The sequence below is a fragment of the Methylocapsa palsarum genome (genome assembly GCF_900114285.1).
In the GTDB taxonomy this organism is placed as follows: Bacteria; Pseudomonadota; Alphaproteobacteria; order Rhizobiales; family Beijerinckiaceae; genus Methylocapsa; species Methylocapsa palsarum.
The window spans coordinates 74,429-87,470 of sequence record NZ_FOSN01000008.1 but is presented as its reverse complement, the minus strand read 5'-3'; the positions used below and the strand labels follow the sequence as shown (position 1 = coordinate 87,470).

11 protein-coding genes are annotated in these 13,042 nt (G+C 57.4%); 9 read left to right on the top strand and 2 right to left on the bottom strand.

The window, feature by feature from the left end:
• The first annotated feature begins 29 nt into the window (after positions 1-29).
• The 9 genes from BM177_RS10565 (at position 30) to BM177_RS10525 (ending at position 11,375) form a co-directional block, all read left to right on the top strand.
• Positions 30-1,295, top strand: a complete 1,266-nt coding sequence (locus BM177_RS10565) for a tyrosine-type recombinase/integrase (RefSeq protein WP_342028901.1) — start codon at positions 30-32, stop codon at positions 1,293-1,295.
• Positions 1,295-2,098 carry a P-loop NTPase family protein gene (locus tag BM177_RS10560; protein WP_091681996.1) on the top strand — a complete coding sequence of 268 codons (804 nt, stop codon included), beginning with the start codon at positions 1,295-1,297 and terminating at the stop codon, positions 2,096-2,098. Before BM177_RS10565 ends, BM177_RS10560 begins: the two co-directional genes overlap by 1 nt.
• Positions 2,099-2,198: 100 nt before the next feature.
• On the top strand, positions 2,199-2,375 hold the full coding sequence (locus tag BM177_RS21010) for a helix-turn-helix domain-containing protein (protein WP_091682233.1): 177 nt from the start codon (positions 2,199-2,201) through the stop codon (positions 2,373-2,375).
• A gap of 10 nt (positions 2,376-2,385) precedes the next feature.
• Positions 2,386-2,868: a helix-turn-helix domain-containing protein gene (locus BM177_RS21135; RefSeq protein ID WP_091681994.1), complete on the top strand. Its 483-nt coding sequence runs from the start codon at positions 2,386-2,388 to the stop codon at positions 2,866-2,868.
• On the top strand, positions 2,865-3,962 hold the full coding sequence (locus BM177_RS10545) for a tyrosine-type recombinase/integrase (RefSeq protein WP_091681992.1): 1,098 nt from the start codon (positions 2,865-2,867) through the stop codon (positions 3,960-3,962). Before BM177_RS21135 ends, BM177_RS10545 begins: the two co-directional genes overlap by 4 nt.
• A gap of 271 nt (positions 3,963-4,233) precedes the next feature.
• Positions 4,234-7,245 carry a type I restriction endonuclease subunit R gene (locus tag BM177_RS10540; protein ID WP_091681990.1) on the top strand — a complete coding sequence of 1,004 codons (3,012 nt, stop codon included), beginning with the start codon at positions 4,234-4,236 and terminating at the stop codon, positions 7,243-7,245.
• Positions 7,235-8,551: a restriction endonuclease subunit S gene (locus tag BM177_RS10535; RefSeq protein WP_091681988.1), complete on the top strand. Its 1,317-nt coding sequence runs from the start codon at positions 7,235-7,237 to the stop codon at positions 8,549-8,551. Before BM177_RS10540 ends, BM177_RS10535 begins: the two co-directional genes overlap by 11 nt.
• Complete coding sequence (locus tag BM177_RS10530; protein ID WP_091681986.1) at positions 8,548-9,756, top strand: AAA family ATPase; 1,209 nt, start codon at positions 8,548-8,550, stop codon at positions 9,754-9,756. The genes BM177_RS10535 and BM177_RS10530 overlap by 4 nt, the downstream gene beginning before the upstream one ends.
• A complete protein-coding gene (locus BM177_RS10525) occupies positions 9,753-11,375 on the top strand; it encodes a type I restriction-modification system subunit M (RefSeq protein ID WP_091681984.1) in 1,623 nt (540 codons plus the stop codon). Before BM177_RS10530 ends, BM177_RS10525 begins: the two co-directional genes overlap by 4 nt.
• Positions 11,376-11,662: 287 nt before the next feature.
• Here the strand turns inward: BM177_RS10525 and BM177_RS10520 are convergent, their stop codons facing one another.
• On the bottom strand, positions 11,663-12,271 hold the full coding sequence (locus BM177_RS10520) for a hypothetical protein (RefSeq protein ID WP_210185903.1): 609 nt from the start codon (positions 12,269-12,271) through the stop codon (positions 11,663-11,665).
• Between the two features lie 177 nt (positions 12,272-12,448).
• On the bottom strand, positions 12,449-12,865 hold the full coding sequence (locus BM177_RS10515; RefSeq protein ID WP_091682231.1) for a DUF1236 domain-containing protein: 417 nt from the start codon (positions 12,863-12,865) through the stop codon (positions 12,449-12,451).
• Positions 12,866-13,042: the final 177 nt, after the last annotated feature.

Sequence of the window (13,042 nt, the reverse complement as noted above, 5' to 3'; positions counted from 1 at the left end):
CACCTTTGTGCGCTGACAGCCGAACCGAGATGGGGGCCTTTTTGGGGGCCTTTAGAATTTGGGGAAGGCTCCACATGGCGTTGACAGATATTGCAATTCGAAACGCCAAGCCCCGCGAAAAGGAATATAAACTCGCCGTTAGTGGCGGACTTTACCTCTTAGTGACGCCAGCAGGCGGGCGACTTTGGAGGTTGAAATACCGGGCAGACGGAGTCGAGCGAAAACTGGCCATCGGCAAGTACCCAGCCGTGACGCTTGCTGACGCCCGCAAGGCTCGCGACGCCGCCCGCGCCAACGCCAGCGCTGGCAACGATCCTGCCACGATCAAGCGGCGCGAACGGGTCGCTCGCAAGCTGGCCGCCGGAACGACCTTTGGCGCGGTCGCCCTCGAATACGTCGAGAAGGCCGAACGGGAGGGGCGGGCGCCTGCCACGATCCTCAAGCTTCGCTGGACGCGCGATTGGCTCTTGCCCGCTGTCGGCCATCGCCCGGTTGATCAAATCGAGCCCCACGAATTGCTGGCCGTTTTGAAGCGACAGGAGAGCAAAGGGAACCTGGAGACGGCAAGGCGTACGCGCGCCTTCGCCAGCCGCGTCTTCCGCTACGCCGTCGCGACCGCGCGGGCGAAAACCGATCCCGCTGGCCTTTTGCTGGGCGCGGTGGCAGCACCACAACCGAGGCATTTTGCGGCGATCGTCGACGCAAAGCGCGTCGGCGAGTTGCTGCGCGCCATCGACGTCTATAGTGGCGCGCCGTTGACGCGCCTCGCCCTGTCCTTGTCGCCGCATGTTTTCGTTCGCCCTGGCGAGCTTCGCAAAGCCAAATGGGCCGAAATCGACTTTGACGCGGCTGTCTGGCGAATCCCGGCGGAGAGGATGAAAAAGCGCCGCGAGCATGTCGTCCCGCTTTCGCGCCAGTCCCTTGCAACGCTCAAGCAAATCAAGGCTCTGTCTGGGGACGGCCAGCTTGTATTCCCGGCGCTCGGCAAACCTGGCAAGCCTTTGTCGGAAAACACCGCTAATCATGCTCTTCGTCGCATGGGATTCGCCGCCAACGAAATGACGGCCCATGGCTTTCGCGCATTGGCAAGCACGCTATTGAATGAATCAGGGAAGTGGTCGCCCGACGCTGTGGAGCGCGCGCTAGCCCACAAAGACGGTGATCAGATACGTGGAATTTACCATCGTGGCGCCCATTGGAACGAGCGCGTGACGATGGCGCAGTGGTGGAGCGACCACCTCGATGCTTTGCGAGATGGGGCTGAGATTGTGCTCCTTCGTGGGGTTAGGGGCTGATGGAGCTAATCACTTCAAGCGAAACCCTTGATTTCCTGTCAAAAAGTTGCCCTCGCGCCTGGGTCAAGCGAATGCTACTTTGGATGATTTTCAGGAATGAGATTGACGCATATTTCTTGGAAGCTCGCAGCATCGCAAGAACGCGGGTATTTGCGATCCTATTGGATGCTTTGAAGGTCGATGCCTTCGGCCCAAAGAAAGATGAATTGATCCGCGAGCAGTTCAGTACAGAGATGGCGGAGCGACTTATCGCAGCAAACGAAATAGATGAATTGGAAGACTTTGTGGAGGAGTGGGAGAAATGTGAGGAGCCTCAGCAAGTGTCCTGTGGATATTTTGTATATGCCACGCGTACGAGCTGGGAAGAAGGAACTGTGCAGGCAACGATACTCGCCGACGATGCCCGAGATGAACGCCTATTTTGGGACACAGACAGTTTGCTGCACAGTGAATTTGCACATGCGGATTTTGACGTCACATTAAAAGGCTTATGTTTCGAGCGTGAAAAAATCGAAATGTTACAACCGAATATCGAGCTTCCGCTGCCTACCGGGGAGCATCAAGCCGAGCGCCCACGACTAGGCCGGCCGAGGACGTGGGATTGGGAAAGTGCGACAACGCATTTGCTTACAGTCGCGCAGACGCCGGATGGGTTACCAACCGGGCCTGGCGCGCAAGCGCAGATTGAACGTCTTGTCGCCGATTGGTTCATGATTTCCACCGGCAATACCCCGGCGGCTAGCCAGGTGCGGCAACATGTGACGAAAATTTTGAGGGTGCTAAAAAAGCCTAAAAGTTCATAATGGTATTTTCGGCCTTGTCGGCATTTCCAGCCGACAGAATTTCCTGACATTCCCATTCTTTGTCGTGTTCGCTGGCGCTCGCCGGCGATTCGATGGAGCAATGAACGTGGAAGATTTGACAGTATCGATCAATGACGCGGCGAAGGCGCTCGGTCTTGGCCGTACCTCGATTTACGCAATGATTGCTGACAAGCGGCTGGAAGCGTTCAAACTAGGCCGGCGGCGCTTGGTGACCGTTGAGTCGATTCGCAAGCTTGTGGCAGCGAACAAGCCGTAGCGCGGTCGCCATGCCTGGCAAACGCATTAATCCCAATTTGATCAAGACGCATTACAGCTACACCGCCGACGAGTTGGCGAAACGCCTTGGCGTCCATAAGAACACGATCCGAAATTGGGCGCGCGTCGGCCTCTTCTTCCTTCCCGGCCGGCCTATTCTCTTCCATGGCGGAACCGTCCGGGCGTTCATCGCCACTCGCAACGCCGGCCGGCGCGCACCTTGCCCCCCGGGAACCTTCTACTGCTTTCGCTGTCGCGACCGTCGCAAGCCAGCGCTGGGAATGATCGACTTCATCGATCGCCTGCGCGGCGCCGGCAATCTGATGGCCATTTGCGAAACTTGTGGCGCGACCATGAATCGTCGCGCGCGGCGCGACGCGCTGGCTGCGATCATGCCGGGCCTTGATGTCCAAATCAGGCAGCGGCCTCCGACCCTAAGCGGGAGTCCCGTCCCCTCCCTAGATTGTACCTTGAAGGAGCGCGAGACGACGTGACCAAGCCCAACGCCGAAAACGAGCGCCAGAAGCGCGCCTATTTCGCCTATCTTCGTGAGGCCCACGGACGCGACAACGCGACGATTGATCGTGTCGCGGCATCGCTCGCTCGTTTTGAAGCGAGCACGAGGGCGCGCGGTTTCAGGCGCTTTCACAGGGAACAGGCGGTGGCCTTCAAGGCGAAACTCTCCGAGGCCATCAACAGCCGCACCGGGGAACGCCTGAGCAAAGCGACGCTTCTTTCAACGCTGCGCGACTTGCGCGCCTTCTTTCTGTGGTTGGCGCAGGAGCCCGGCTATCGGTCCAAGATCGCCTTTTCCGACGCCGATTATTTCAACCTGTCAGACAAGGATGTCGCCATCGCGCGCGCCTCCCGGAAGGCTAATCCGCCGACGCTGGAGCAAATGCGGCGTGTGCTGGAGGCAATGCCAATAGCAACCGTCTGGGAGCGCCGGGACCGGGCTCTGGTCGCTTTTGCCTGCTTGACCAGCGCGCGGGCGGCGGCGCTGGCGTCCTTTCGCCTGGGACACGTCAATGTCTCAGAAGGCGTCGTCGAACAGGATGCGCGCACTGTCCGAACGAAATTCGCCAAGACTTTCAGGACCGATTTCCACCGCCTAGTGCCGGGCGCGGCGGAAATTGTAGCGAACTGGTGCGCAGAATTGGTACGCGATCATGCTTGGGGGCCCGACGATCCTCTATTCCCGCAATCCCATATGGGTCTCGCAGCCGACGGCGGGTTCACTCCGATCGGCCTCGCCCGCAAGGGCTGGGCGTCGAGCCAACCAGTCCGCGACGCATTCAAACGGGCCTACGCAGCCGCTGACTTGCCCTACAAAAAGCCACACCTGATGCGCGACATGCTGGTGCATAGCTATATGTCGATGGACCTGACACCGGCACAGCTCAAGGCTGTCTCGCAAAGCCTTGGTCATTCGGACGTGCTGACGACGTTCACGAGCTATGGCCAGCTGCCGACCCACCGGCAGAGCGAACTGATTCGCTCAATTGCGGAGCGGCCGGCCGCCGGCGCGGCTGACCCGTGGAGCGACCTGGAGGCGGCCTTCGCCCGCGTGCGCGCTGGACGCGAATGAGTTTGCCGATCCGCCGGCCGGCGGTTAAGCATTCTTGGGAATGGGAGGCGCTGGACGTGACCGAGCTGCTATTCAGAGGCAAAGAATTCGACTTCGATCGTCCATTTGACTGTCCCATTCCCCATTCCGTCCCTTTTTTCGTATCCGGAAAAGTGCATCGGATGGGGCGCGCTGAACAAAAAATTATGATTTCCCTGTACCGAGGGGGCTTCGCATCGCACCCTGGGCGGTTTGAACCCATCAGGAGATTCCAAAAGAGGTGAGCCCCACGATGGCGGTGAATAAACCCGAACGCGATCTTGAAGCGGACTTAGTCACAAGGCTATGCGACCTCAAGTATGAATATCGTCCGGACATCCGCGACCGCGCCACGCTAGAGCAGAACTTCCGTGAGAAGTTCGAAGCGCTTAATCGCGTCCGCCTCACCGACTCCGAGTTCGCCCGCCTCATCGACGAGATCGTCACGCCCGATGTCTTCACTGCTGCCCGCACGCTTCGCGAGCGCAACAGCTTCATCCGCGATGACGGCACGCCCCTAAACTACACCCTCGTTAACATCAAGGACTGGTGCAAGAACGCCTTCGAGGTCGTCAATCAGCTCCGAATCAATACGGACAACAGCCATCACCGCTATGACGTCATACTCCTGATCAACGGCGTCCCCACCGTTCAAATCGAGCTGAAAACCCTTGGCATCAGCCCCCGCCGGGCCATGGAGCAGATCGTCGATTACAAGAACGACCCCGGCAACGGCTACACCAGGACGCTTCTCTGTTTCCTCCAGCTCTTCATCGTCAGCAACCGAACCGAGACCTGGTACTTCGCCAACAACAACGCCCGCCACTTCGCCTTTAATGCCGAAGAGCGCTTCCTGCCGATCTATCAGTTTGCCGGGGTGGACAACAAAAAGATCACCCACCTCGACTCCTTCACCGAGACATTCCTTATCAAATGCACGCTCGGGCAGACGATCAGCCGTTACATGGTGCTCATTGCCAGCGAGCAAAAGCTTTTGATGATGCGGCCGTATCAAATCTATGCGGTGAAGGCGATTGTAGACTGCATCACCCAGAACTGCGGCAATGGCTACATCTGGCACACCACCGGCAGCGGCAAGACGCTCACCTCCTTCAAGGCCTCAACCCTCCTCAAAGACAACCCCGACATCGAGAAATGCCTCTTCGTCGTGGACCGCAAGGACCTCGACCGGCAGACGCGCGAGGAGTTCAACAAATTCCAGGAAGGCTGCGTCGAGGAAAACACCAACACCGCCTCCCTCGTGCGCCGTCTCCTCTCGGACGACTACGCCGACAAGGTCATCGTCTGCACCATCCAGAAACTCGGCCTCGCCTTGGATGAGAACAGCAAGCACAACAAGCAGCAGAAAAGGGACGGCGGACAGACCTACAAGGAGCAGCTCGAACCGCTCCGCGACAAACGCATCGTCTTCATCTTCGACGAGTGCCACCGCTCGCAGTTCGGCGAGAATCATAAGGCTATCAAGGAGTTCTTCCCCCAAGCCCAACTCTTCGGCTTCACCGGCACGCCCATCTTTGAGGAAAACGCCGCCCAGCAGAAGATTGAAGACACGCAGGCCAGTATGAAGACCACGGAAGACCTCTTCCAAAAACGTCTTCACGCCTACACGATCACGCACGCCATCGAGGACGCCAACGTCCTGCGATTCCATATCGATTTCTTCAAGCCGGAGGGCAAAACGCTACCCAATCCGGGCGAACCGTTCGCGAAGAAAGCGGTGATCGAAGCCATCCTGGCCAAGCACGACGCCGCCACCGGCGGGCGCAGGTTCAACGCCCTGCTCGCCACCGCCTCAATCAATGACGCCATCGAATACCATCGCCTGTTCGCCGAGCTGCAAGCGAAAAAGCAAAAAGCCGACCCCGACTTCCAGCCGCTTCACATCGCTTGCGTCTTCTCCCCGCCCGCCGAGGGCGATCCCGATGTGAAGCAGATTCAGGAAGACCTGCCGCAGGAAAAAGAAGACAACGTCGTCGAGCCGGAGAAGAAGAAAGAAGCGCTCAAGGCCATCATCGCCGATTATAACGCCCGCTACGACGCCAACCAAAGTATCGGCCAGTTCGATCTCTATTATCAGGACGTGCAAAAGCGCATCAAGGACCAGCAGTGGCCGAATGCCGATTACCCGCATGCGCAGAAAATAGACATCACAATTGTGGTGGACATGCTGCTCACCGGCTTCGATTCCAAATATTTGAACACTCTTTATGTGGACAAGAATCTCAAGCACCACGGCTTAATTCAGGCCTTCTCGCGCACCAACCGCGTGCTCAACGCCGCCAAACCCTACGGCAACATTCTCGACTTCCGCCAGCAGCAGGACGCCGTCGATGACGCCATTAAACTTTTCTCTGGCGAAGCAGCCGGACAAAAAGCCCGCGAAATTTGGCTGGTGGAGAAGGCGCCCGTCGTCATCGAGAAACTAGACAGCGCTGTGCAGAAGCTTGACGCCTTCATGAAGTCCCAGGGCCTCGACACCTCCCCGGACGCCGTGCCCAGTCTCAAGGGCGACGCCGCCCGCGCCGTCTTCATCGAACGTTTCAAGGAAGTTCAGCGCCTCAAGACCCAACTCGACCAATATACTGACCTTACCGCCGAGAACGCCACCGCCATCGAGAACATACTGCCCAAGGAAAACCTGCTCGGCTTTCGCGGCGCCTATCTTGAAACCGCGCAGCGCCTCAAGGCCCAGCAGGGCAAGGGCGCGGACAGACCGAGCCAGATTGTGGACCAGCTCGATTTCGAATTTGTCCTCTTTGCCTCCGCTGTCATCGATTACGACTATATCATGGGCCTCATCGCCCGTTTTTCCCAGCAGACGCCGGGCAAGCAGAAGATGAGCCGCGAACAGCTCGTTGGCCTCATTCAGTCCGACGCCAAGTTTATCGACGAGCGCGAGGACATCGCCGCCTATATCGCGACCCTGAAAGCGGGCGAGGGTTTGAGCGAAAAAGCCATCCGCGACGGCTACACCCGCTTCAAGGCCGAAAAGGAGGCGGCGGAGCTGGCCGGCATCGCTGCCAAGCACGGACTGGCCACCGCGGCCCTGCAAGCCTTCGTGGACAGCATCTTGCAACGCATGATCTTCGATGGCGAGCAGCTCACCGACCTGATGGAGCCGCTCGGCCTGAACTGGAAAGCCCGCCGCGTGAAGGAACTCGACCTCATGGCCGACCTCCTGCCTTTGCTCACCAAACGCGCCGGGGGGCGCGATATTTCTGGATTGAGCGCCTATGAGCAGTAAGGCGGAACCTGCGGCCGTGGGGAACGCGTTGACGCCCAAGCTGCGCTTTCCGGAGTTTCGTGACGCGGCGGGGTGGGAAAGCAAAACATTGGCCGATGTATGCTCCAGGATTACCCAAGGAGGAACGCCCGATACCTCGAAGTCCGAATATTGGGGCGGCTCCATCAACTGGATGACGCCCGCAGAAATGGGGAAAACGGAAAGCCCGTTCATCAAGGCGACGAATCGGACAATTACCGAATCTGGATTGAGCAACTGCTCCTCTGACCTTCTACCAGTCAACTCAGTCATACTTTCTGTTCGAGCACCGATTGGATCTCTGGCGATCAACGCGGTGCCTATGGCCATGAACCAAGGATGCAAAGGCTTGATTGCGGGCAAATCGTTGGATTTCTATTTTCTTTATTGCGCATTGGCTGGCTCCAAGCCTCGTTTGATCGACTTAGGGGCTGGAAACACGTTCAAGGAACTTAGCGGGAGCGCATTAAAGGCATTTGAAATCCCCGTCCCATCGCCCGCTGAACAACAAAAAATCGCCGACTGCCTGACCTCCGTGGACGAGCTGATTGCCGCCCAAGCCCGGAAAGTGGATGCGCTCAAAACTCATAAAAAAGGGCTGATGCAGCAGCTTTTCCCCCGCGAAGGCGAAACCCAACCCCGCCTCCGCTTCCCCGAGTTCCAGAACGCCGGGGATTGGGAGGAAGTGCCCCTTTCTGAACTTGTGAGTTCGCTAGATGCTGGAGTGAGTGTCAATTCGGGGGATAGACCAGCGCTTGGTAACGAGATTGGCGTGTTGAAAACGAGCGCCGTTACAAATGGGATTTTTCAATCCCAAGAAAACAAGGTGGTATTTGATGCGATGGAAACTGGGCGTGTAAAAGAGCCAGTCCAAGGAGATACAATCATCATCAGCCGGATGAACACTCCAGCGCTCGTGGGAGCTAATGCCTATGTGAAGACTAGTCTGAAGAACCTCTTTCTTCCTGATCGGCTTTGGGCGGCCAAATCTAAATCCGGCACGTCCATGCCCTTTGTCGCCCTCATTTTGGGATCAGACAAAGGTCGTGTTGCCTTATCGAAGTTGGCCAAAGGAAGTTCTGGCTCCATGAAGAACATCACCAAACCGGATGTTCTCGCATTTTTGATCATGGCACCTTCACCCGATGAACAACAACACATCGCCAACTGCCTAACCAGCCTCGACGACCTCATCGACGCGCAAACCCAAAAGCTCGAAGCCCTCAAGACCCACAAGAAGGGATTGATGCAGCAGCTTTTCCCATCCCCGGAAGAGGCTGAAGCATGAGGGGCAAGCCAAAGATTCATCGCTTCACGAACATGCGGAAACTGGTTACCCACTTACGAGACGACCTGACCAGTGGCAATCAGGACTTCGTCTTGCTCTTCGCTTACAACGGCACGGGAAAAACCCGGCTGTCCATGGAGTTTAAAGAGACCGGGAAGCGCAAGAACGGCAAGAAACCTGACACGCTATACTTCAATGCGTTCACCGAAGATCTCTTCTCCTGGGACAACGATCTGGAGAATGACAACGAGCGCCGGTTTCACATCAACTCGGATTCCAAGTTCTTCAAGGGTCTCAAGGATTTGGCTCTTGAAGAACGTATTGGAGACTATCTTAGCCGTTACGCTGATTTCCACTTCGACATAGACTACGACAAGTGGACCATCAGTTTCCGAAAAAGCGACGCGATCCACATCAAAGTCTCCCGTGGTGAAGAGAACATCTTCATCTGGTGCCTCTTCATGGCCATCTGCGAGCTGATGATCGACGGCGCGGAATCTTACGCCTGGGTGAAATACGTTTACATTGATGACCCCATCTCCTCGCTAGACGACAACAACGCCATCGCGGTGGCAAGCGATCTGGCGAAGATGCTCCGTAGGGCAAAAAGCCGTACCAGAAAAGTCGTCGTCGGCGGCAATCAAGCCACGGTCCCCGATCCAATCAAGACTGTGCTCTCGACCCATCACGCGTTGTTCTTCAACGTGGTGTGCAACGAGCTGAAGAAGGAAGCTCACAAGAAGTATTTTCTTGACCGTCCAGATCGCGGCGCCGTCTACACCCTACGGGCGACGGATGACGTGCCCTTCTTCCATCATGTGGCGATGCTGGCGGAAATCCAGAAGGCGGCAGCTGGCGGGAAGCTCTACACTTACCACTTCAACATGTTGCGCAGCATCATGGAAAAAACGGCCACCTTTTTTGGCAATGATGATTTCTCTTCGTGCATTCATGGGATAAAAGATGAGGTGCTCTACTCACGAGCGCTCAATCTCCTGAGCCACGGGAAGTATGCCATTTATGAGCCCAAGGAAATGGTGGACGACACGAAAAAGCTTTTCCGCGAAATCCTCAATGCTTTCCTCACCAAATATCAATTTGCTCTGCCGGACATTGTGGCTGTGCCATCAGTCGCATCGGCTGCCACACCAGTTGTAGAGGCTCCCGCACCAATCCCAGTACCCGCACCGGTAGCCACCACATGAACGATCAAAACCAAAAACAACTCGGCAAGACCCTCTGGAACATCGCCGACCAATTGCGCGGAGCGATGAACGCGGACGATTTCCGCGATTACATGCTGTCATTCCTCTTCCTGCGATACCTTTCGGACAATTACGAAACGGCGGCCAAGAAGGAGTTGGGGACGGATTACCCTACGCTCGGCCTAGACGACCGCCGCGTGCCATTGGCTCTTTGGTACGCGAACAACCCGGACGACGTTCCGGAATTTGAAAAGCAGATGCGCCGCAAAGTGCATTACGTCATCCAGCCGGAGCACCTCTGGAACAGCATCGCCAACATGGCCCGCACCCAGAGCGATGAATTACTCAGGACCTTGCAAGACGGATTCAATTATATTGAAACAGAGTCCTTTCAGAGCGCCTTTCTCGGCCTGTTCTCAGAAATCAACCTTTACTCGGAAAAGCTCGGAAAAACTCAAGTCGACAAAAATAAGAAGCTCTGTTCCATCATCGCGGAGATCGCGAAAGGACTGGCGGAATTCTCCGCCGACATCGACGCCCTGGGCGACGCCTACGAATACCTGATCGGTCAATTTGCCGCCGGTTCCGGCAAGAAGGCAGGCGAATTCTACACCCCGCAGCAGATTTCCGACATCCTCTCCGCGATCGTGACCCTCGACAGCCAGGAACCCAAGACCGGCAAAAAAGATCGCCTGACCAGCGTCCTCGACTTCGCCTGCGGCTCGGGCTCGCTGCTGCTCAATGTGCGCAAGCGCATGGGCCCGCACGGGATCGGCAAGATTTACGGGCAGGAAAAGAACATCACCACCTACAACCTCGCCCGCATGAACATGCTGCTGCACGGGGTGAAGGATACTGAGTTCGAAATCTACCACGGCGACACGCTCACCAACGACTGGGACATTTTGCGGGAGCTGAACCCCGCCAAGAAACCGCAGTTCGACGCCATCGTCGCCAATCCCCCCTTCAGCTATCGCTGGGAGCCGACCGACGCGATGGCCGACGACGTGCGCTTCAAAAACTATGGTTTAGCGCCCAAATCCGCCGCCGATTTCGCCTTCCTGCTGCACGGCTTTCACTTTTTGAAAGACGAAGGCGTGATGGCCGTCATCCTGCCCCACGGCGTGCTCTTTCGAGGCGGCGCCGAAGAACGCATCCGCGCCAAGCTACTTAAAGACGGCCATATCGACACCGTAATTGGCCTTCCCGCCAACCTATTCTACTCCACTGGCATCCCCGTCTGCATCCTTGTGCTCAAGAAGTGCAAGAAGCCCGATGATGTGCTATTCATCAACGCGGCTGGGCCTGAACATTTTGATAAGGGCAAACGCCAGAACCAACTCGCGCCCAAGCACATAAAGAAGATCATCGACACCTACCAATTCCGGAATGAGGAGGCCCGCTACTCCAAGCGCATCGGCATGGAGCGGATCGCCGAGGAAGGCTATAACCTCAATATCTCCCGCTACATCAGCACGGCCGAACAGGAGACCAAGATCGATCTGGACTCCACGCACAAAGAGTTGGTCGAAATAGAAAAGCAGATTCGGGAGTCAACGGCGAAGCACAACGCGTTTCTGAAGGAGCTTGGAAAATCTCTATTGCCGGAGCCGGATTGATCAGATCTCGGCAGAGTTAAAAAGAAATTTGGGGGCCGTTTTGGGGGCCCTATCATGTGATTGACAGATAAAAGTATTTTATATCAATATATTAGGCAGAAGGTTCGAGTCCTCTCCTGGCACCAAGCACATCTCAGTGCTTGGTTTGTTTGATTTAGTTCTCGCCGAACGCAAATTTCTCGTCAGAAAATCAGGTTTTCGACAGAAATCGGGAGTGAGAGCCGCTCCCTCGGAGCGGCGGCGTTCGGCAGGACGCAGCCGGCTTGGCGGCCGGCGCTCCGCTGGACTCATTCCGCTGACGAAGGGTCAATCCTCTCCGCAGCCGAATGGCTGACCGACCCCGCCGGCTGAAGTCTCGCTCTTGGGATCGGTGGATTTTTCCGCTTGGGCCAACGTATGCGCGGAGGCCATGCCTCGCTGCCGGGAGGCCAGATGCGCTGAATGATCGCGAACATAAAAGCGGTCGTCAGGCCAAACAACATCATCCCGTTCAGAGCTTCGAGCGCGCCCATGAGACGCCAGTGGGGAGCGAGGAAAATCCCGGCGTGGCCATAGGTCGTCATCGCCCCAAGCGAATAAAGCACGGCGTCTCTCGTGTCGGGGAGCGCGCCGAGAAGCCGATAGGCGACGGCCCAGATGCTGGCTTCGATCCCGTGCAGAACGGTGACGAAGAGTGTGGTGATTCCCATCACCAGTCCAAAGAAGAACAGGAAATGGCGCCGGTTCTTGACGGCGGCTTCGATCTGGATGGCTCTTTCGTTGATGATGCCGAGACCGATGACGTGAAGAATGACGGTCAGGACAATCAGCGGTGCGCTCCAGGCCCAGTTCGAATTCCAAGCTAAAGCGTCCACTGCTGCGTCCTTCCAGGGCCAGATGGCCGAACGAAGCAGCATCCGAATGGCGCCATCAAGGCGGATCCAAGGCGAATCGCCCCCCGCCGGAAGATGAAACGGGCGCCGCGGAGGCTACGCGGCGCCCATCCCAACGCGTTCCTTGATGCTCGTTGATGGCCATAACGATGACTTCAACGATGACTCGGACGAGTCGATGACCTGAACGTGAGTTGGACGTCAGTCGAGGACTTGCACGATCCGGTGGGTGCGCGGATCGACCAGGACTGCTCGATCGTTGACGATGGCGTAACGATAGCTCGGACTAACCCCAAATTTCGGCGGAACCCGGTAATAGGCGACGCCCTGCCTCGGGAGGAGGGCACCGGGACGCAATTCCGAATCGTAACGATAGGAGGAGCGTCCCTCCCGCAAGGCGTAGGCGTTGAAGGGGCCGGACTGATCGGCCCCGAGAAGGCCGCCGACGCCTCCGACGACCCCGCCCGCCAGCCCGCCGATCGGTCCGGCTGCGGCGCCTCCTTGGGCGGAGCCCTGTTCCATTCCGTTCGTCATGCCGCCGACCATGCCTTGGGCGTGAACGGCGAGAGGAGACGCGGCGAGAGCAGCTACGACGGCGATTCCAAATCTTTTCTGCATCTTTAGCTCCATCCGACGTACAATTTACCGAGACTATTCGCGGGCTAACTCACCTTTTCCGGCTTGGTTCCCCGCCAGCCCGGCGCCCCTTTGCGGTCGCCGGGCGCTCACGGGGCGGTCCTCTTCCGCTTGCGCAAGCGCGACGAGAATGATAGCGGCCGCAAACGCCGCCGTTCG

Coding starts and splice junctions, on each gene's coding strand:
- BM177_RS10565 (WP_342028901.1), top strand. CDS start 30: ATGGGGGCCTTTTTGGGGGCCTTTAGAATTTGGGGAAGGCTCCACATG.
- BM177_RS10560 (WP_091681996.1), top strand. CDS start 1,295: ATGGAGCTAATCACTTCAAGCGAAACCCTTGATTTCCTGTCAAAAAGT.
- BM177_RS21010 (WP_091682233.1), top strand. CDS start 2,199: ATGAACGTGGAAGATTTGACAGTATCGATCAATGACGCGGCGAAGGCG.
- BM177_RS21135 (WP_091681994.1), top strand. CDS start 2,386: ATGCCTGGCAAACGCATTAATCCCAATTTGATCAAGACGCATTACAGC.
- BM177_RS10540 (WP_091681990.1), top strand. CDS start 4,234: ATGGCGGTGAATAAACCCGAACGCGATCTTGAAGCGGACTTAGTCACA.
- BM177_RS10535 (WP_091681988.1), top strand. CDS start 7,235: ATGAGCAGTAAGGCGGAACCTGCGGCCGTGGGGAACGCGTTGACGCCC.
- BM177_RS10530 (WP_091681986.1), top strand. CDS start 8,548: ATGAGGGGCAAGCCAAAGATTCATCGCTTCACGAACATGCGGAAACTG.
- BM177_RS10525 (WP_091681984.1), top strand. CDS start 9,753: ATGAACGATCAAAACCAAAAACAACTCGGCAAGACCCTCTGGAACATC.
- BM177_RS10520 (WP_210185903.1), bottom strand. CDS start 12,271: ATGCTGCTTCGTTCGGCCATCTGGCCCTGGAAGGACGCAGCAGTGGAC.
- BM177_RS10515 (WP_091682231.1), bottom strand. CDS start 12,865: ATGCAGAAAAGATTTGGAATCGCCGTCGTAGCTGCTCTCGCCGCGTCT.